The following is a 19,282-nucleotide window of genomic DNA, read 5'->3' as shown; positions in this document are numbered from 1 at the left end:
GTGGCTTGAATTCGTCGATCAGCCCACGGCCTGACCGGCCGCATACGCGCCGGTGACGACGGCGGCACCGCCGATGAAGGCAAGGGCGGGCGTAGCCAGCACCGGGGACGCGATGCCCTCGATACGGTCGGCGTTCTCCTCGGAGAGCCCACCAAGACCCTCCAGTCGGCTCGCGAATGTGTCGTCGAGCATTTTCCCTCCTTGCGAGAGGGGCGGACTGTGGAATTTACACGCGAGAGGCCACAAGCCCACTGTGGCCACTGGGGTGAATTGAAACAGCACCCCATTCTCCTTCGCGTGACGCAGATCACACCAATAAATGGAGTTTTCAATTCCAGCGCCATGACAAATGTCATTCCGACCCATGACATTTGTCATCCAAACACATGAGGGATCTAACTCCCCAAACCCCGCGGCGGTCCGGATAATTAATCCATGAACTCCCACTCGAATGTGATCGAAGTCACAGATCTTCGAAGGCGGTACGGCGCCAAGGGCGCCGGAGCCCGCGTTGATCCACGGCCGCGTCTGCCTCTCCCCCACCACCAGGCCAACGAGCGGACAAGTCCACAGTCACCTGATCAACCACTTCTGTCAGGAACTCTTATCGAGCCCGGTGGCTGGCCGACCGGAGTGTAAGGAGAGCTTGGGTAGCAGGGTCCGGTTCGAGGCCGAGCTCGGCGAGTGACCTGCACCTGTGCCAGATCGCTACATCAACGCTATGACTGGCGTCACACGTTGCACCGAAACGTCTGCGACAGGGCCCCTACCTGCGAAAACATGACTTTCCGGGGGTCATCCCAGCGCGCGGCGCCACCCCAGCGCCGCACCCCACTCCTGCCTTGCGGAGGACTCCCTGACGAAGTGAGGCCACCCGTCCGCTTTCAGGTCGCCAAATGCCCCACGAAGATCCCGACCAGGATCCGGTCGTCGTGCTCGGGGATCGGCAGGGAGAAGTGCACCCGGTCACGGTCCCACAGGCGCTTGCCATGCCACTCGCAACGGTAGGTGGCGCCCTCGTGGCGGACGCTGCGCTGTTCCCACGCCTTCGCGTTCTTCTTCGTGTTCGGGCTCTCGGGCGAGACCTCCAGGTCCAGGGCTTTGAACCGGCGCATGACCTGGTTCTGGTCCCCGCCACATTCGGCCAGGGTCCGGGCGAAGTGGTCGTCGAGGGCGCCCAGCAGGCGCACCAGCCAGGGCAATACGTCGGCGTAGGAGCCCTTGAAGTGGTGCAGGCGCAGGGAGTCGGCGAACAGCAGCCGGGGAAAGGCGTCCTGGGTAAAGGCGAAGAAGCGCTCGGCCGGGACGCGTTCGTAGGTATACACGCCGCGCCAGAATCCGGGCGCGTCCGCCGGGCACCGCAGGACGTGCGCCCGCACCTCGTCGTAACCCTCCTCCGTCATCCGCGTCACGGTGAGCCATCCGGACGGCCAGTCGGGCTGTGGGACATAGGGCATGAGGAGGACGGACATGGCACGCCCGTCCGCGGCCCGCGCCAGGGCGTGGGCGACGCCCCAGGAGGGCTCCCGCTCGGGGCCATCTCCCACCCGGACCGGCCAAGGCAGATCCGCCTCGGCGGGCTGAACGACCCGGCACTTGTCCAACAGCTTTTGCAGCCGGATCCGGTCGTCGTGGAACAGTCCGCCGCCCGGCGAGTACAGGGCGTCGATCAGTTTGGTCGACGGCAGGCACTCGGCGTCGTACGCGGCGTCGACGAACGCGGCGGTGCGCCCGTCGGCCAGCGGCTGGAGCGACTCGTTGAGCAGGCCCAAGGCGTCCCGCAGCGAACCGGGGTCCGTAAACTGCCGCCAGTCGAAGCACTCCTCGCCGACGACCACGCGGTAGTGGTCGGCGGTTGCGTGGTTGTCCGGTACGACCACGGTGCCGTCTGGTAAGTCCTGCCCGCATTTACCTGTCTGACCTGCGGCGTCGTGCACGGGCCAGCCCCCCGAGGTCGGTCTCGATCTGGTCGAAGAAGCCACCGGGCCAGTGACTGAGCTCGCCCTTGTCATTGATGGCGACGGGCAGCACCCGGTCGTGGTCGAAGTAGTGGGTGATCATGTCCTCCGCCGGGAGGGCACGGTCCTGTGCCACAGCGAGCCGGGCGCCGTTGAGGACGTGGTCGCTGTGTGTCTCCACCACGACCTGCACTCCGCTGCCCGCCACCCGGGCAAGGAACCGGCCCAGTCGGGACTGCCCCGCCGGGTGCAGATGCGCCTCCGGGTTCTCCACGATCAGCAGGTCGCCCGGCTCGGTGAGCAGGCCGGCGACGATGACCGGCAGGCCGTAGGAGACACCGAAGCCCGTGTTGACGGGACGGATCTCCTCGCCGCTCAGGCCCGGCTCACCGAACCGGAGCATCCCGGCCATGATGCCCACGGCAACCCGGGCGGTGATCCGCAGCGGACGGATGATCTCCGAGGCCCATGCCTCAGCCTGGAGTCTGAGCTGCGGACCGGCTGCCTCCGGGTTCCGCAACGGTTCGCGGACCGCCCTGCGGCTGGTCACCGCACGGGTGTCGCGAAGCGCGAGGACCTGCGCGGTGTATTCGCCCCTGACACCGACCCCGATCCGGTCGGGCTCCTCGGCGGACACCGCGAGGGTGTCACGCGGACCGAGCCGCTCGGCGCACAGATAGGTGAACGCGGGGTCCCTGACGTCCCGCCCGATGCCGGGAACGGACTGCACCGGCAGCCGCAGCGCCTCAAGATGCAGTGCCTGTTCGGAGTCGGGCAGACCTAAGACGTACACCCATGCCTCACCGTTCGGGCCGCCCAGCCGTACGGTGATCTCCCGGGTGTCGGCCGTCCAGTGCAGCACGTCCCTGGCCTCCCCAAGGGCGAGCCCCAGCGGGCCGTTCAGCCGGACGGCGTCACCCGCCGTGCCGCGTGCCGCCTCGGCCAGCCGCGCCAGCAGCAGGGACTGGATCACCGTGCTCTTGCCGCCGCCATTGACGCCGGTCAGGACGGTCAGGGGGCGCAGGTCGAACGACTCGGACGCGAAGCGCTTGAAGCCCCGGATCTCCAGGGAGGTGATCACCGGCCGGCTCCGGCGTCCACCACGGCGGCCTTGAAGCGGTAGTCGACCCGGCCCCGGTCGGCGGTGGACGACGTGATGGCGTTGAGGTAGCCGACGTCGGTGGTCATCCGCTCGCGAGCGGCATTCACGATGGCCGTACGGCGTGCCCGCAGGTCGTCCGCCGTGTGGTCGGGGTCGGCCAGTGCCAGCGACCAGCTCTCGAACATGGCGCGGTTGATCGGTCGCCGCCAGTTCTCACCCGTGGGCCACTTGCGGAAGGCGTGATCGCCGAAGATGAGGTACGCGTGGGACATCGCCCGCTCGAAGGCGGCCTCCAACTCCGCCACCTGCTTGTCCGGGACCTGCTTGGAATCGTCCAGCAACTCGGTGGCGTCCATCAAGAACGTCTCCATCACCGGCCGCTCCTGGTAGGTCTCCAGCCCCTTCAGCCAGAACGCGGCGAACCTCAGGGCCATCTCCCGGTCGTTCATCCGGATGTGATCGGTCAGACGGCCTCCGGTGGCCCTGGCGAAGGCATCCGTGTGGGTCATCCGGTACAGGATGTCCCGGCTGCGCGGACTGCTCATGCAGTGCCTGATCTCCTGGCCGTTGAGCGGGGTGCCGCCGGTGTTGATCCGCTTGAAGATCTCGTACGTGACTCCACGGGGCGTGGTCGGGTCGATCACGTTGACGATCAGCTGGGTGTTGTTGATCCGCCGCTGGAACGGCACCGGGAGGTCACCGAAGCGCAGGTCCTTCAGGTCGTCCAGGTGCTCAAGCTTCCCCAAGGCGAAGCCGTCGGCGCCGCCCCGGACGAAGGCGTGCAGCGTGGACAGCCGCTGCAGGCCGTCGACGACCCGGAACGACCCGTCCGCGTCCTCGGCGAAGTAGAACGCGGGCAGCGGGATCTGCAGCAGCAAAGACTCCACCAGCAGGGACTTCTGGTCGGCCCGCCAGACCCGCAACCGCTGGAAGTCCGGGGCGAGCTCGATCGAGCCCTCGTCGATCTGGTCGAGGATGTTGCGCAGGGAGAACTGGCTGGTGTTCACCCGGATCTGGTCCGGGTTCCACGGCCTCTGGATACGGGTGGTGTCCTCGCCGGTGTCTTCCACCTCGATGTCCGTGGCGTGTCCTTCGAACACGTCCTCCACCACGTCCGGAGTCACCGGAGCCGTCTGCGCGCCGCACATAACCATGCGGGCCATCCTAGGGACGGACGGCCCACGGTGCGGGAGCGTTGTGACGATCTCCCTCGGTCCTCTCTCGGCAGTGCGTCGCCCTGACCGCGATACAAGTCAAGGTCACGCGCGCCGAGTTGGGAGCTCGAACCCGTGCCAAGTGTCCGGGCGCCCGCCCCTACCCGCCCGCCCCTGTGCGAGCGGCACAATCCCAGAGCGCCCCAAAACCGCCACCCTGGAGCCGATCGCCGAAATGCTGCCCATTCGGAATCAGGCCGGAGGCATGATCTACCCCGACCTTTCCGTAAGTCCTGGGACCGGGCGCTGAAACGCCTCGGCCTTCGCGCCCACAACCCGCACGACCTCCGGCACAAATGGGCCACCGTGACCTCAGCAACGGTGTCCCCATCCACGAGGTGTCGCGCTGGATGGGCCACAGCTCCATCAAGATCACGGTGGACCGGTACGGCCACCTCACCCTCGACGACAGTCACCGCTGCCGTCAGGTCGTCGAGGCCACCTTCGGGGTGCCCATGTTCAGCGGATTCCCAGCTCCGCGAGGACACGGCGCTGTACGGCACTTGGGCGGGCCGGGAAGTACAGGTAGCAGACGCCGCCGCTGCCGCTGACGGTCTTGCCGTCGGCGTTCTTGCGCTTGGTCCGCAGCCAGATGTTTTCAAATTGCCGGCGGCGGTAGATGTGGCGCACGGCCTGGTCGTCGGGGGAGGCCGGGTCGTTGGCGATGACGTCGCCGTCCTTGGTGAAGCCGATGACGGTCATCAGGTGGCCGGCGGTGCCGTAGCCCGCGCCGTCGAGTTCGGCCTTCAGGAAGGACTGGGAGGTGATGACCGGGATGCCGGCGTGCACCAGGCGTTCGGCGTCGTTGAGGGAGCTCAGGCGGGTGACGACGGCCTGGAGGTCGCGGTAGGTGGCGGCGTAGGCGGCGTTGAAGGGCCAGTTGCCGCAGCCGTCGTACTGGTAGTCGAAGGTGTAGCGGGCCGCGTGGCAGACCTGGGGGTCGGCGTAGTCGGGGTTGACCCAGGAGAGCTGCTGCCGGGTGGGACGGCGGCCCCAGTACTCGATGATCATCTGGGACGAGGTGGGGCTGCACCAGGCCTCGCCGCCGTTGTCGTACTCCGGGTACTGGCCCTTGTGGATCTCCTGCGAATAGCGCGGCACGAGCAGTTCGCGGCCGGCCAGGGCGGGCGTGGACGCCGGCACCTCGAAGCGGTCGGGGAGGTCCGAGCCCATCGCGCCGAGCCGCCAGACGGTGGGGGTGAGCGGGGTGCCGGGCGTGCGGTGGAGGGTGAGGCGGAGCCGGTACGAGGCGAGGCGGAGGCCGCCGGCGGGGTCGTCGACGGCGAAGGTGTCGGTGGAGATGCTGCTCTTGCCGTCCTTCTGGCCGTCGACGGAGGTGCGCCGGATGTCCGCGTCACCGTCCCCGGCCGTCCAGTGGCCCATGACGTACCAGGGCGTCGCGGTGCCGTCGCTGTAGGTCCCCCGCAGTTCGACGGTGATCCAGGTGCCGGGCGGGGTGTGCGCGTTCCAGGAGGCGACGACCTCGGTGGCGGGGACCTTGAGGGCGTGCACCGGGGAGGTCCAGGTGGCGTACTCCCAGGCGGCGGTCCGGCCGGTGTGCGGGTCCTTGTAGTCGGCGGTGCCGGCCGGGCGGGCGAGGCGGACGCCGGGGCGCGGGCCGGGTGCGACGACGGTGCCGTCGGCGTGGCCCCGGCCCCAGTCGGCGGCGGTGGTCCAGGCGTGATAGTCCACGAGGCTCTTCGATCGGCGCGCGGTGGTGTCGGCGGTGGTGTCCCGGGCCGCCTTCCCGGCGGCGCCCGCGGCGGTCCTGCCGGGTTCGTCGGCGGCGTGCGCCAGGGCCAAGGGGGTGGCGGCGCCGGCCGCGGCGGCGAGCGCGGCGGCCAGGACGGTGCGCCGGGGCGCGGAGCTGGTCATGTGGAGTCCCCCAGTCGGATGCGTGCGATCGGGTGGGCGGGGCGTGCCGGGGCGGTGGGCGGGCAGTGGGGCCTCCCCTGCTCGAACGGAGTCGAGAGCTCGGGGAGGGATCGGCAGTGGCTCAACTATTGCCGTTCCGGACCTGCTTCGGAAGGCTCTGCGGCGCGCGTCGCCCGGGGAATATTGGTCCACACCAGTGGCATACGGGAGGGGCCGGAACGGGGCGTACGCTGGCGCGATGGTTCACGATCTGGCCCCGCTCGCCGCCCGGCTGCGTACCCTGCCGCCCTCCTGTGGCCCGGTGCGGCTGATCGCGGTGGACGGGCACGCGGGCTCGGGGAAGACCACGTTCGCCGAGCGGCTCGCCGGGGCGCTGGGCGGTGCCCCGGTGGTGCACACCGACGACCTCGCCACCCATGAGGAGCTGTTCGCGTGGGACGAGCGGTTCCGGACGCAGGTGGTGGAGCCGCTGTCCCGGGGCGGCACGGCGCGGTACGGGGTCTACGACTGGGTACGCGGGGAGTTCACCGAGGAGCGTGCGCTGGCGCCCGCGCCGGTCGTCCTGGTCGAGGGCGTCGGCACCGGACGGCGGACGCTGCGGCCGCATCTGAGCGCTCTGCTGTGGATGGAACTGACGCGCGAGCATTCCTGGGAAAGGGGTCAACTCCGGGACGGGCCGGGCCTCTCGACGTTCTGGAGTGGCTGGATTCCGGCGGAGCGCGCGCACTTCGCTGCCGACCCTTCGCGCCCCTACGCCGATTTTCTGGTGCACCAGGGGGAGTTGGGGTACGAGGTACGAGTGGGACCTACATCGGCGCCTTGACCGGCCCCGCGGGTCACTCTGCGTAACAGACTGCGCCCGGCGGGGGGCGCGCCGACGACAGGGTCTTGCCGAGTGCCCCAACTCGGCTTGACCTAAGGGGCGTACAGGACTTACGTTCTCAATGTGCGGTTCAGCGGACCGCCCGCAGATGCGAAGCCCCCGGTTGTTCCCCCGTGATCGGGGGCTTCGTTCTGCGTAAAACCACCTCGCGCCGCCGGCGTGCGCCGCCTTTCCCCTTACCCTGGGTCACCGCATTCTTCGCGCCGCCGTGCCGTACCGCTCCCCCGCTCTTGCCCCGTACCGCCCTCTACGGCCCGCACCGGTCCCGCAGGTACCATGCGGGTCTGTGCCACCGCAGGCCACGCACCGGAATCCGCCGCGGCGAGGGTCAACTCCCGTGTGCCGCACGCCGGTTCGGACGGGCCCAGGCGGCGGGCACCGGCCCGGCGGCACACACGGGGGACGTTTCGTGGGGGGACGGATGGATTTCGGCACTCAGGGTTCGCCCGCCCCGGCCGAGCTCGCCTGGCTGCGTGCGGTCGACGCCTACACCGTGGGCGCCTATCCGCAGGCGGAGGAGGAGTTCCGGGCCGCGGTACGGCTCGATCCGTCGATGGCCGACGCCTGGCTCGGACTGCACGCGCTGCGCGCCGACACCTCCATCGCCCTGCTGCGGATGCACCGCCACCGCGACCGCTTCGGCGAGATGCGCACCCGGCACCGACGCACCCTCAACTCCTGGTACTGGCTGGGCTGGTGGGTGCAGCCGGTGCTGGAGACCGGCCGCGATCTGCTGCTGGCGCACGCCTCGCACTGGCTCGACGGCCGGCACGTCGCCGAGCTCGACCAGGCGCTGGCCGGCTGCCCGCCCGTCGACACCGACCCCCAGGTGCGCTTCCTGCACGCCTGCCGCGCCTACCTCGTCAAGGACTGGGACCAGCTCGTCCGGCACACCGACCCGCTGCTGGGCGACCCGGTGCTGGGCATCGAGGCCGGTCTGTTCGGCGGGATGGCGCGGGTGCGGCTGGAGATGTACGGGCAGGCCGAGCCGCTGCTGTCGGCCGCGCTGATGCGCTGCCGCAGCGAGCAGCCGCAGCGCAAGGAGCTGCGCTACTGGCTCGCCCGCGCCCATGAGGGCACCGGCCGCAGCGCCGCGGCACTCCCCCTCTACCGCGCGGTGCACCGGGTGGACCCGGCGTTCATGGACACCGCGGCCCGGCTCGCCGCGATCGCCGAGCTGGACGGGCTGGACGAGGGCTCCGGTCTGGCGGCGGTCTCCGCGTCCGGCCTCGGCCAGGAGGCCGGCGGCGACCTGGACCCGCTGGCGCCGCTCGATCCCGTCGACGGCCGGGAGCTGCTGGCGACCGGTGAGGCGGACGGGCCGGACGGCAGCCCGCTCGGCGCCGCCCCGGCCGGTGGCGATCCGGCCGCGGCCCGGGCCAAGGCCGCCGTGCCGGGGCCGCGCGGCAGCGAGCGGCTGCCCGCCGGGCCGGCCGATCCGGTACTGCTGGAGGAGGCGCTGGCGGAGCTGGAGCGGATGGTCGGCATGGAGCCGGTCAAGCGGCAGGTACGGGCGCTGTCGGCCCAGTTGCGGATGGCCCGGCTGCGGGCGGGTCAGGGCCTGCCGGTACAGCCGCCGAAGCGGCACTTCGTCTTCTCCGGGCCGTCCGGCACCGGCAAGACCACCGTCGCGCGGATACTCGGGCGGGTCTTCTACGCGCTGGGGCTGCTCGGCGGCGACCATCTCGTGGAGGCCCAACGCGCCGACCTGGTCGGCGAGTTCCTCGGGCAGACCGCCGTCAAGGCCAACGAACTGATCGACTCCGCGCTGGGCGGTGTGCTCTTCGTCGACGAGGCGTACAGCCTGTCCAACTCCGGCTACAGCAAGGGCGACGCGTACGGCGACGAGGCGCTGCAGGTGCTGCTCAAGCGCGCCGAGGACAACCGGGACCGGCTGGTGGTCATCCTCGCCGGCTACCCGGAGGGCATGGACCGGCTGCTGGCCGCCAACCCGGGGCTGTCCTCGCGGTTCACCACCCGGGTCGACTTCCCCAGTTACCGGCCGCTGGAGCTGACCGCCATCGGGGAGGTCCTGGCCGCGGAGAACGGCGACCGCTGGGACGAGGAGGCCCGCGACGAGCTGTGCAGCATCAGCGGCCACGTCGTCGACCAGGGCTGGATCGACGAGCTGGGCAACGGCCGCTTCCTGCGCACCCTCTACGAGAAGAGCTGCGCCTACCGCGATCTGCGGCTGTCCCTCTGGCAGGGCACCCCCACCCGCGACGACCTCGCGACGCTGCGGCTGCCGGACCTGATGCAGGCATACGGCGAGGTGCTGTCGGGGCGGGGGCCGGAGTCACCGGGCTTCTGACCCGGGCGGGTCTCCCCTAGCGGGCCATCGCCCGGTCCTCCGCGGGCAGCGACGCCCCGTCGCGGGGTTCCGCGAGCCGGTCCTTCGGGGTGCGGGAGGCCGGCGCCCGGCGGTGCGCCGGATCGCGGACCTCGCCCACCAGCATTTCCAGCACGTCCTCCAGGGCGACCAGGCCGAGCACCCGGCCACTGGGGTCGGCGACCGCGGCGAGGTGGGAGGCGGCCCGCCGCATCGCCGTCAGGGCGTCGTCCAGGGGCAGCTCGGCGCGCAGTGTGGTCATCGCGTGCCAGATCCGCTGGGGCACCGCACGGTCCCGTTCCTCCAGGTCGAGGACGTCCTTGACATGCAGATAGCCCATGTAGGCGCCGCCGGGGGCGCACACCGGGAAGCGGGAGTAGCCGGTGCGTACGGTCAGCTCCTCGACCTGGCGGGGGGTCACCGTCGGCTCGACGGTGATCAGCGCCGCCCGGTCCAGCAGGACGTCGGTGACGGGGCGGCTGCCCAGCTCCAGGGCGTCGGAGAGGCGCTCCTGCTCGGCCGGTTCGAGCAGACCGGCCTGGCCGGAGTCCTCGACCAGGTGGGTCAGCTGCTCGCTGGTGAAGACCGCCTCGACCTCGTCCTTCGGCTCGACCCGGAAGAGCCGCAGCACCCCGTGGGCGCAGGCGCCGAGCAGGGCGGTCACCGGGCGGCACAGCCGGGCGAAGGCCACCAGGCCGGGGCTGAACCACAGGGCGGTCTTCTCGGGCGCCGCCATCGCCAGGTTCTTCGGGACCATCTCGCCGATGACGAGGTGCAGGAAGACCACCAGCGCCAGGGCGATGACGTAGCCGAGCGGATGGATCAGGGCGGCGGGCAGCCGGACCGCCTCGAACAGGGGTTCCAGGAGGCGGGCGACGGTCGGTTCGGCGACCGCGCCGAGCGTCAGGGAGCAGACGGTGATGCCGAACTGCGCGGCGGCCATCATCTGCGGGAGGTTCTCCAGACCGTGCAGCACCCGGCGGGCCTGTTTGGAGCCCTCGGTGGCCAGCGGTTCGATCTGGGAGCGGCGGACCGAGACCAGGGCGAACTCGGCGCCGACGAAGAAGCCGTTGGCGAGCACCAGCAGCACCGCGAACAGCAGCTGGACCAGGGTCATCGGGCCACCTCCACGCCGGCCGCGACGGGCTCACGGGTGACCGGCGCCGCCGGCGCGGTCCGGACGATCCTTATCCGCTCGGCGCGGTGGTGCGCGACCAGCCGCACCCGCAGCCGCCAGCCGTCGAGTTCGGCGGTGTCGCCGGGGGCGGGGATCCGCCCGAGTATGTGTGCCACCAGTCCCGCCACCGTTTCGTACGGCCCCTCGGGGGCCTCCAGGCCGATCCGCCGCAGGGTGTCCACCCGGCAGCCGCCGTCGGCGTCCCAGGCGGGCCGGCCCTCCTCGGGCGGCGCCTGCCCGAGTTCGGGCAGGTCCACCCGGTCGTGCTCGTCGCGGACCTCGCCGACCAGTTCCTCGATGATGTCCTCAAGGGTGACCACGCCGGCCGTGCCGCCGTACTCGTCGACGACGACGGCTATCGGCTGTTCGCTGCGCAGCCGCTCCAGCAGCGGCTGCACCGGCAGCGTCTCGGGCACCAGCAGTGGCGGCACCGCGATCCGGACCGCCGGGGTGCGCAGCCGCTCGTCGGCCGGGACGGCCAGCGCGTCCTTGAGGTGGACCATGCCGACGACCTCGTCGAGCCGGGTGCGGTAGACGGGGAAGCGGGACAGGCCGGTGGCGCGGGTGAGGTTCACGACGTCCTCGGCGGTCGCGGAGGCCTGCAGGGCGCTGACCCTGACCCGCGGGGTCATCACGTTCTCCGCGGTCAGGTCGCCCAGCGAGAGGGTGCGGACGAAGAGGTCCGCGGTGTCCTGCTCAATCGCGCCGGCCCGGGCGGAGTGCCGGGCCAGCGAGACCAGTTCGCCGGGGGTACGGGCGGAGGCCAGTTCGTCGGTCGGCTCCACGCCCAGGGCGCGGACGAGCCGGTTGGCGACGGTGTTCAGCAGGGTGATCACCGGCCGGAAGAAGCGGGAGAAGCGCCGCTGCGGGCCGGCCACGAAGCGGGCCACCGGCAGCGGCTTGGAGACCGCCCAGTTCTTGGGCACCAGCTCGCCGACGACCATCTGGACGGCGGAGGCCAGCAGCATGCCGAGGACGACGGCGATGCCGGGGACCGCGCCCTTGGGCAGCCCGGTCGCGAGCAGCGGGCCGGACAGCACGCCGGCCAGTGCGGGCTCGGCGAGCATGCCGACCACCAAGGAGGTGATGGTGATGCCCAGTTGGGTGCCGGAGAGCTGGAAGGAGAGTTCGCGCAGTGCGGAGACGACGGTGCCGGCGCGGCGGTCGCCGTCGGCCGCGGCCCGTTCGGCGTCCGCCTTCTCGACGGTGACGAGGCCGAACTCGGCGGCGACGAAGAATCCGTTGGCGAGGATCAGGACGAGGGCCGCCGCGAGCAGCAGCAGGGGGCCGGTCATGCCGCCGCCCCCGTGGTATGCGGAGGGGCGGCACAGGTACTACAGGACGATCCGTCCATTGCCGGAGGGATTCACTCCTCGGGTCGGGTTGGGCCCACGAAGGGGCGGGGCGCGGGGTGCGCCCCGGAGAACAGAGTAAACAGCGGGGCCCGCGTTAGGGCAGGCTCACCCGGCCGTGTGGTCGAGCGCACCGTGCTTCTCGGTGAGGTCACGCAGCGCACGAGCGTCCCGAATGGCCTGATTTCGGGCGATACCGGGCTGGATGCCCATGGCGGGCAGGCTGGTGCCGTCGGCCAGGTCGAGATGGACCCAGGGGTCACCCTGCCGGAGGTTGACCCGGACGATCTGGGCCCAGGCCAGCTCGCGCCGGGTGGTGAGGTTGACGACCGTGACGCCCTCCTGCCGCGCGACCACCTTGGGGCGGGCGAGCAGCAGGAGGACGGCGCCCACCAGCAGTCCGGTGACGACGAAGCTGATCCGCTCACCGCCGGTCAGCTTCGGCAGCGCCAGCGCGATCGCCGTGAGGGCGGCGAGCTGGGCGAGGCCGACGGTGTACAGCACGGCCCGGGTGCGGGTCGGGCGGAACGTTACCGGGAGGCTGGGCAGAGGCGCGGACACGTCGTCGGTCATTTCGTCGGTGGGGTGAAGCGGTACCGGGCCGGTCAGAGCCGGCAGGCGTGGATGCCGGTGGTCAGGATCGCCCGGGCGCCGAGGTCGTAGAGCTCGTCCATGATGCGCTGGGCGTCCTTGGACGGGACCATGGAGCGGACCGCGACCCAGCCCTCGTGGTGCAGCGGGGAGACGGTCGGCGACTCCAGGCCGGGGGTCAGGGCGACGGCCTTCTCGACGTGCTCGACCCGGATGTCGTAGTCCATCATCACGTACCGGCGGGCCACCAGGACGCCCTGCATGCGGCGGAGGAACTGGCGCACCTTCGGGTCGTCGTCCGGGGCGCCGGTGCCGCGGATGACGACGGCCTCGGACTTGAGGATCGGCTCGCCGATGATCTCCAGTCCGGCGTTGCGCAGGGTGGTGCCGGTCTCCACCACGTCCGCGATGACCTCGGCCACACCGAGCTGGATGGCGGTCTCCACCGCGCCGTCGAGCCGGACGACCGAGGCGTCCACGTTGTTCTCGGCGAGGTGCTGCCTGACCAGGCCGGCGAAGGAGGTCGCGACGGTCATGCCGCCGAACTCGCTGACGTCCTTGGCGGTGCCGGGGCGGGTGGCGTAGCGGAAGGTCGAGCCGGCGAAGCCGAGCTGGAGGATCTCCTCGGCCGGCGAGCCGGAGTCCAGCAGCAGGTCACGGCCGGTGATGCCGATGTCGAGCTTGCCGGAGCCGACGTACACCGCGATGTCGCGCGGACGCAGGAAGAAGAACTCGACCTCGTTCTCGGCGTCGACCAGGACCAGTTCCCTGCGGTCCTTGCGCTGGCGGTAGCCGGCCTCATGCAGCATCGCCGACGCAGGCTCGGACAGTGAACCCTTGTTGGGGACAGCGATGCGCAGCATGAGAGCGATTTCCTTTGCAACTGAGGGTGTTGGGGTGGGTGCCTGGGTGGTTCAGAGGTGGGCGTAGACGTCGTCGAGGGAGATGCCCCTGGCGACCATCATGACCTGGAGGTGGTAGAGGAGCTGGGAGATCTCCTCGGCGGCGGCCTCGTGCGATTCGTACTCGGCGGCCATCCAGACCTCGGCGGCCTCCTCGACGACCTTCTTGCCGATCGCATGGACACCGGCCTGCACCAGCTCGGCGGTACGGGAGGTGGCGGGGTCGCCGGTGGCGGCCTTCTGCTGGAGCTCTGCGAACAGCTCCTCGAACGTCTTCTTGGACATGATGGTGACTACCCTACGCGGTCGCCCCCTCGCGTCAGCGCCAGGGCTCCGACACGGTGCGCAGGGTGGCGGCGGTGGCGACCGCGGCGGTGACCGCTTCGTGTCCCTTGTCCTCGGCGGAGCCCTCCAGGCCCGCGCGGTCCAGCGCCTGCTCCTCGGTGTCGCAGGTCAGCACGCCGAAGCCGACCGGTACGCCGGTGTCCACCGCGACCTGGGTCAGGCCCTGGGTGACGCCCTGGCAGACGTAGTCGAAGTGCGGCGTGCCGCCGCGGATGACCACGCCGAGCGCGACCACCGCGTCGTAGCCGCGGTCGGCCAGGACCTTGGCGACGACCGGCAGCTCGAAGGTGCCGGGGACCCGCAGCAGGGTGGGCTCGTCGATGCCGAGCTCGGTCAGCGCCCGCAGCGCGCCGTCGACCAGGCCGTCCATCACCTTCTCGTGCCACTGCGCGGCGATGACGGCCACCCGCAGGTCGCCACAGTTCTTCACGGTCAGTTCGGGTGCGCCCTTGCCGCTCACGGTTCTCCTCGTACGGGTGGTGGTGCTGGTCGGTGGTGTCGCAGGTTTTTTCGGGGTTACTGGTTGTGGCAGCTGCCGGCGTGATCGGCATCCAGCCAGGGCAGGTCGTGGCCCATGCGGTCCCGCTTGGTGCGCAGGTACCGCAGGTTGTGCTCACCGGCCTGGACCGGCATCGGCTCCCGGCCGGTGACCTTCAGGCCGTGCCGCACCAGGGCGGCGGTCTTGTCGGGGTTGTTGGTCATCAGGCGCAGCGAGCGCACGCCCAGGTCCTTCAGCATCTGCGCGCCGGCCGCGTAGTCGCGGGAGTCGGCGGGCAGGCCCAGTTCGAGGTTGGCGTCGAGGGTGTCCCGGCCGCGCTCCTGGAGTTCGTAGGCGCGCAGCTTGGACAGCAGGCCGATACCGCGTCCCTCGTGGCCGCGGAGGTAGATCACCACGCCCCGGCCGGCGTCGCTGACCCGCTGCAGCGAGGCCTCCAGCTGGGGGCCGCAGTCGCAGCGCAGGGAGTGGAAGATGTCGCCGGTCAGGCACTCGGAGTGGACCCGGACCAGGACGTCCTCGCCGTCCCCGAGGTCGCCGGCGACCAGCGCGATGTGCTCGACGCCGTCGACGGTGGAGCGGTAGCCGTACGCGGTGAACTCGCCGTGCGCGGTGGGCAGCCGGGTGGCGGCCTCGCGGCGGACGGTCGGCTCGGACGAGCGGCGGTAGGCGATCAGGTCCTCGATGGAGATGATCGCCAGGCCGTGCTTGCGGGCGAACGGGACCAGCTCGGGCAGCCGCAGCATCGTGCCGTCCTCGCCGGCGATCTCGACGATCGCGGCGGCCGGGCGCAGTCCGGCCAGCCGGGCGAGGTCGACGCCGGCCTCGGTGTGGCCGTTGCGGACCAGGACGCCGCCGGGCCGGGCGCGCAGCGGGAAGACGTGGCCGGGCCGGACGAAGTCGCCGGGGGTGGAGTCGCCGGAGGCCAGCAGGCGCAGGGTCGTGGCGCGGTCCGCGGCGGAGATCCCGGTGGAGACGCCGTGCGCGGCGGTGGCGTCGACGGAGACGGTGAAGGCGGTCCGCATCGACTCGGTGTTGTGCTCGACCATCTGCGGGAGTTCCAGCCGGTCCAGCTCCGGGCCCTCCATGGGCGCGCAGATCAGTCCGCGGCACTCGCTCATCATGAAGGCGACGACCTCGGGGGTGGCCTTCTCGGCGGCGATGACGAGGTCGCCCTCGTTCTCGCGGTTCTCGTCGTCCACGACGACGACCGGGCGGCCGGCGGCGATGTCGGCGATGGCCCGCTCGACGGGGTCCAGGACGAGGGAGTCCTCCGCGTCGTACCAGCTCTTGAGGGCGGTCATGCCGCTGCTCCTTCCAGGACGGGGCGCTCTGCGGTCACGCGGGAGCGCAGCCACCAGTCGCGCATGCCCCACACGACGAGGGCGAGGTAGACGACGTAGACGAGGCCGGAGAAGGCGAGTCCGCTGCTGAAGGCGAGCGGTACGCCGACCACGTCGACCAGCAGCCAGGCGAACCAGAACTCGACCAGACCGCGGGCCTGGGCGACCATCGCGGCGAGCGTGCCGACGAAGATGTAGGCGTCCGGCCAGGGGTTCCAGGACAGCTGCGGGAAGAGGGTGAACAGACCGCCGACGGCGGCGGTGCCCAGCGCCGTGCCGGCGAGCAGCAGTCCGCGCTCGCGCCAGTCGGCGAAGCGCACGGCGATGGAGCCGTCCTGCGCCTGCCGGCGGCCGCGCTGCCACTGCCGCCAGCCCCACAACGCCACGCCGATGACGAGGAGTTGCTTACCGACGCCGCCGCTGAGGTGGGCGGAGGCGTAGGCGGCGACGAGGATGAGGCCGGAGAGGAACTGGGCGGGCCAGGTCCATATGGAGCGCCGCCAGCCGAGCGCCAGGGCGGCCAGACCGATGGTGTTGCCGATCATGTCCGACCAGATGACGTGCTGGCCGAAGGCCGTGAACGCCACGCCGTTCAGCGGATCCAGGACGCTCACCGGTCCATCTCCTTGATCTCTTCGATGTCGTCGAGGTCCGCGGCGGCCGCGGAGCCCCGGCCGAGCAGCCGCTCGACGTACTTGGCGAGGACGTCGACCTCCAGGTTCACCGGGTCGCCGGGCTGCTTGATGCCCAGGGTGGTCAGCGCGAGGGTGGTCGGGATGAGGCTGATGGTGAAGTAGTCGTCGGCGGCCTCGACGACGGTGAGGCTGACGCCGTCGACGGTGATGGAGCCCTTCTCGACGACGTAGCGGGACAGCGCCGCCGGCAGCGCGATCTTGACGATCTCCCAGTGTTCGGCGGGGATGCGGTCGACGATGGTGCCGGTGCCGTCGACGTGGCCCTGGACGAGGTGACCGCCGAGCCGTCCGCCGAGCGCCATGGGCCGCTCCAGGTTGACCCGCGAGCCGGCCGTCAGCGCGCCGAGGCTGGAGCGGTTCAGGGTCTCGGCCATCACGTCGGCGGTGAATTCCCCGTCGGCGGTGTCCACGACGGTCAGACAGACGCCGTTGACCGCGATCGAGTCGCCGTGCTTGGCGTCCTCGGTGACGACGGGGCCGCGGAGCCGAAAGCGAGCGGAGCGACTGGGGGCACCCCCGGCGGTAACTGGGGGAGAGTCGCCGAGGTCCTCGATGGCGACGACCTCTCCCAGTTCTTCGACGATTCCGGTGAACACTTCAGTTCTCCCTACCTTGTTGATCGGGATGAGCGAGCCGGAGGGGCGTGGCGGTGATGCGCAGATCGGGACCGAGCCGTCGGGTGTCGGTCACGTCGAGCCGCAACGCCTGGGCGAGGGTGGTGATTCCGGCGTCGCCGACGGCGGCCGGTCCGGCGCCGAGCAGCACCGGTGCGAGATAGCCGACGACCTTGTCGACGGCCCGGGCGGCGAGGAAGGCCCCGGCGAGCGTGGGCCCGCCTTCGAGCAGTACGGAGCGGACGTCCCGCTCGTACAGGGCCGCGAGGAGGGCGGGGATGGACAGACCGGGCCCGCCGGCGGCGCGGGGCAGCCGGACGAGCGGGGCGAGTCCTTCGAGGTGGGCGGCGTCGGCGTCCTCGGCGACCGCGATCAGGGTGGGTGCGGTGCCGTCCAGGACGCGGGCGCCGGCCTTGACGGCGGTGGCGCCGGAGTCGACGACGACCCGCAGCGGCTGGCTGATCTCGTCGTCGGTGAGGCCGCTGATCCGGGCGCCGAGCTGGGGGTCGTCGGCGCGGGCGGTGCCGGAGCCGACGATCACCGCGTCCGCGGCGGCCCGCAGCCGGTGCACGTCGGCACGCGACTCGGGCGAGGAGATCCAGCGGCTGGTGCCGTCGGCGGCGGCGATCCGGCCGTCGAGGGTGGCGGCGTACTTCCACAGCACGAACGGGCGGCCGCGCAGGACGGCGGTCAGCCACGCCTCGTTGCCGGCCGCGGCCTCGTCGGCGAGCAGTCCGCCCTCGACGTCGATGCCGGCCTCGGCCAGGGTGACGGCGCCGCCGGTGGCGGCCGGGGTGGGGTCGGGGACGGCGTAGACGACCCGGGCGATCCCGGCGTCGATCAGCGCCTGGGCGCAGGGGCCGGTGCGGCCGGTGTGGTTGCAGGGTTCGAGGGTGACCAGGGCGGTGCCGCCCCGGGCGCGTTCGCCCGCGGCGCGCAGTGCGTGGACCTCGGCGTGCGGCCCGCCGGCGCGCTGGTGCCAGCCCTCGCCGACGGTGCGGCCGTGGGAGTCCAGGATGACGCAGCCGACCACGGGGTTGGGGCTGGTGTGCCCGAGGCCGCGGGCGGCGAGCTCGATGGCTCGGCGCATCGCCGCGGTCTCGACGGGGGCTGCGGTGGCCACCGGGTCCTCCTGCCTCTTCGGGCACGGACTCCGGGGCTGTCTGGACGACAGGAAGCGGAACGACGCAACGGGGACACCGCGCCGGAAAAGGATGCGCCCGCCCGGATACGACCGGAAGGCGCCGCCGACGGCGGTGTACCGAAGCTCGCCCGCCGCGCACTGCCTCCCATCCGGACTTTCACCGTCGGTGCAGGAATTCCACCTGCTCAACCGGCCGCTGGATGCGGACGGGTCGCGGACTGTTACCGCCGGTTCGGAATTACACCGACCCCGGAGTGCGCTGCTGCTCTTATGTCAGTACGGCTTCAGTCTGCCACGGCCGATAGTCGCCCATGCGGGCGAACCGCTGTGGGCTGCCTCACAGCCTCCGGCGTGCCGTGATGTCACGGCCGGGGCCGCTGCTCCGTCATGAGGGGGACGTTTCGCACCCCGGGGACGCAGCCGTCCCCTCGCACCCCAAGGACTGATCCGCGATGGCAACAATTCTGGTGACCGGCGGTACGGGCACCCTCGGCCGGCCGCTGGTCGAGCGGCTGCTCGGCGACGGGCACGAGGTCCGCTCGGTGAGCCGGCGGCCGCACACCGGCACCGAACGGCCGCGGCTGCGGTCGTACGCGGTCGATCTGCACGAAGGCACCGGCCTGGCGGAGGCGGTGGCGGGGGTGGACGCCGTCGTGCACTGCGCCACCACGCCGTCCGGCGGCGACGCGGAGGCGGCCCGGCCGCTGCTCGACGCGGCGAAGGCGGCGGGGGTGCCGCATCTGGTCTACATCTCGATCGTCGGGGTGGACCGGGTGCCGATCGGCTATTACAAGACCAAGCTCGCGGTGGAGCGGATGATCGAGGAGTCGGGCCTCGGCTGGACGGTGCTGCGCACGACGCAGTTCCACGATCTGGTGCTCCAGATGGTCAAGGCGGGGGCCCGGTCGCCGGTGGTGCCGGTGCCGGCCGGGGTCCGGATGCAGCCGGTGGAGGTCCGCGAAGTGGCCGCGCGGCTGGCCGAGTTGGCGGCCGGGGAGCCCGCCGGGCGGGTCCCGGACATGGGCGGGCCCGAGGTGCTGGAGGCCCGGGAGATCGTCCGGGCGACGCTCGATGCGGGTGGGCGGCGCCGGTTGCTGGTGCCGGTGTGGCTGCCGGGCGCGGCTGCCGCGGCGTTCCGCCGGGGCGGGCACCTCGCCCCGGAACACGCCGTCGGGCGGCGGACCTACGCGGAGTTCCTGGCGGAACGGGCGGGCGGCGGGGCGTCGCGCTGAGCTCCCGGCCGAGCCGTCCCGAGGCCGGGG

The 19,282-nt window shown here is 71.5% G+C and carries 18 protein-coding genes and 1 riboswitch; of the genes, 3 read left to right on the top strand and 15 right to left on the bottom strand.

Annotated features, from left to right (window positions below; genetic code table 11):
* Nucleotides 1-18: 18 nt before the first annotated feature.
* The 5 genes from AB0G35_RS09465 to AB0G35_RS09445 form a co-directional block, all read right to left on the bottom strand.
* Entirely contained in the window at nt 19-192 is a 174-nt protein-coding gene (locus tag AB0G35_RS09465) for a hypothetical protein (protein ID WP_360946346.1), read from the bottom strand.
* Between the two features lie 692 nt (nt 193-884).
* Entirely contained in the window at nt 885-1,880 is a 996-nt protein-coding gene (locus tag AB0G35_RS09460) for a hypothetical protein (protein ID WP_360946343.1), read from the bottom strand.
* A gap of 28 nt (nt 1,881-1,908) precedes the next feature.
* Complete coding sequence (locus AB0G35_RS09455) at nt 1,909-3,039, bottom strand: DUF3696 domain-containing protein (RefSeq protein ID WP_360946340.1); 1,131 nt, start codon at nt 3,037-3,039, stop codon at nt 1,909-1,911.
* The gene (locus AB0G35_RS09450) at nt 3,036-4,214 is read right to left on the bottom strand and encodes a DUF262 domain-containing protein (RefSeq protein ID WP_360946337.1); all 1,179 of its coding nucleotides are present in this window, start codon (nt 4,212-4,214) and stop codon (nt 3,036-3,038) included. The genes AB0G35_RS09455 and AB0G35_RS09450 overlap by 4 nt, the downstream gene beginning before the upstream one ends.
* A gap of 519 nt (nt 4,215-4,733) precedes the next feature.
* Nucleotides 4,734-6,149, bottom strand: a complete 1,416-nt coding sequence (locus AB0G35_RS09445) for a peptidase C39 family protein (RefSeq protein ID WP_360946334.1) — start codon at nt 6,147-6,149, stop codon at nt 4,734-4,736.
* A gap of 238 nt (nt 6,150-6,387) precedes the next feature.
* Between AB0G35_RS09445 and AB0G35_RS09440 the strand changes: the two genes are divergently transcribed.
* Together AB0G35_RS09440 and AB0G35_RS09435 are read left to right on the top strand one after the other, a co-directional pair.
* A complete protein-coding gene (locus AB0G35_RS09440) occupies nt 6,388-6,972 on the top strand; it encodes a hypothetical protein (protein WP_360946331.1) in 585 nt (194 codons plus the stop codon).
* A gap of 481 nt (nt 6,973-7,453) precedes the next feature.
* Nucleotides 7,454-9,343 carry an AAA family ATPase gene (locus AB0G35_RS09435; RefSeq protein WP_360946328.1) on the top strand — a complete coding sequence of 630 codons (1,890 nt, stop codon included), beginning with the start codon at nt 7,454-7,456 and terminating at the stop codon, nt 9,341-9,343.
* Between the two features lie 16 nt (nt 9,344-9,359).
* Here AB0G35_RS09435 and AB0G35_RS09430 read toward each other — a convergent pair whose 3' ends face one another.
* From AB0G35_RS09430 to ribD, 10 genes are all read right to left on the bottom strand, one after another.
* Nucleotides 9,360-10,478 carry a hemolysin family protein gene (locus AB0G35_RS09430; protein WP_360946325.1) on the bottom strand — a complete coding sequence of 373 codons (1,119 nt, stop codon included), beginning with the start codon at nt 10,476-10,478 and terminating at the stop codon, nt 9,360-9,362.
* Nucleotides 10,475-11,833 carry a hemolysin family protein gene (locus AB0G35_RS09425; RefSeq protein ID WP_360946322.1) on the bottom strand — a complete coding sequence of 453 codons (1,359 nt, stop codon included), beginning with the start codon at nt 11,831-11,833 and terminating at the stop codon, nt 10,475-10,477. Before AB0G35_RS09425 ends, AB0G35_RS09430 begins: the two co-directional genes overlap by 4 nt.
* Nucleotides 11,834-11,998: 165 nt before the next feature.
* On the bottom strand, nt 11,999-12,463 hold the full coding sequence (locus tag AB0G35_RS09420) for a PH domain-containing protein (protein ID WP_360946319.1): 465 nt from the start codon (nt 12,461-12,463) through the stop codon (nt 11,999-12,001).
* A gap of 32 nt (nt 12,464-12,495) precedes the next feature.
* Nucleotides 12,496-13,344: an ATP phosphoribosyltransferase gene (hisG, locus tag AB0G35_RS09415; protein ID WP_360946316.1), complete on the bottom strand. Its 849-nt coding sequence runs from the start codon at nt 13,342-13,344 to the stop codon at nt 12,496-12,498.
* Between the two features lie 51 nt (nt 13,345-13,395).
* Nucleotides 13,396-13,668, bottom strand: coding sequence for a phosphoribosyl-ATP diphosphatase (locus tag AB0G35_RS09410; protein ID WP_360946313.1), 273 nt, complete (start codon nt 13,666-13,668; stop codon nt 13,396-13,398).
* A gap of 34 nt (nt 13,669-13,702) precedes the next feature.
* A complete protein-coding gene (gene ribH / locus AB0G35_RS09405) occupies nt 13,703-14,188 on the bottom strand; it encodes a 6,7-dimethyl-8-ribityllumazine synthase (RefSeq protein WP_360946310.1) in 486 nt (161 codons plus the stop codon).
* Nucleotides 14,189-14,244: 56 nt separating this feature from the next.
* A complete protein-coding gene (locus AB0G35_RS09400; protein WP_360946307.1) occupies nt 14,245-15,528 on the bottom strand; it encodes a bifunctional 3,4-dihydroxy-2-butanone-4-phosphate synthase/GTP cyclohydrolase II in 1,284 nt (427 codons plus the stop codon).
* Nucleotides 15,525-16,181: a nicotinamide mononucleotide transporter family protein gene (locus AB0G35_RS09395; protein ID WP_360946304.1), complete on the bottom strand. Its 657-nt coding sequence runs from the start codon at nt 16,179-16,181 to the stop codon at nt 15,525-15,527. Before AB0G35_RS09395 ends, AB0G35_RS09400 begins: the two co-directional genes overlap by 4 nt.
* Nucleotides 16,178-16,858 carry a riboflavin synthase gene (locus AB0G35_RS09390; RefSeq protein WP_360946301.1) on the bottom strand — a complete coding sequence of 227 codons (681 nt, stop codon included), beginning with the start codon at nt 16,856-16,858 and terminating at the stop codon, nt 16,178-16,180. Before AB0G35_RS09390 ends, AB0G35_RS09395 begins: the two co-directional genes overlap by 4 nt.
* 1 nt (nt 16,859) lies before the next feature.
* Nucleotides 16,860-17,999 (bottom strand): bifunctional diaminohydroxyphosphoribosylaminopyrimidine deaminase/5-amino-6-(5-phosphoribosylamino)uracil reductase RibD, encoded by a 1,140-nt coding sequence (gene ribD / locus AB0G35_RS09385; protein ID WP_360946298.1) that lies wholly within the window; start codon nt 17,997-17,999, stop codon nt 16,860-16,862.
* Nucleotides 18,000-18,151: 152 nt separating this feature from the next.
* A riboswitch (FMN riboswitch) is annotated at nt 18,152-18,282 on the bottom strand.
* 190 nt (nt 18,283-18,472) lie between these two features.
* Here ribD and AB0G35_RS09380 point away from each other — a divergent pair.
* Nucleotides 18,473-19,252 carry an NAD(P)H-binding protein gene (locus AB0G35_RS09380; RefSeq protein WP_360946295.1) on the top strand — a complete coding sequence of 260 codons (780 nt, stop codon included), beginning with the start codon at nt 18,473-18,475 and terminating at the stop codon, nt 19,250-19,252.
* Nucleotides 19,253-19,282 lie beyond the last annotated feature (30 nt).

Origin of the sequence: Streptomyces sp. NPDC021749, assembly GCF_040640655.1 — a bacterium.
In the GTDB taxonomy this organism is placed as follows: Bacteria; Actinomycetota; Actinomycetes; order Streptomycetales; family Streptomycetaceae; genus Streptomyces.
Note: the sequence above shows the minus strand (reverse complement) of the source record. Positions and strands in the feature narration are given on the sequence as shown.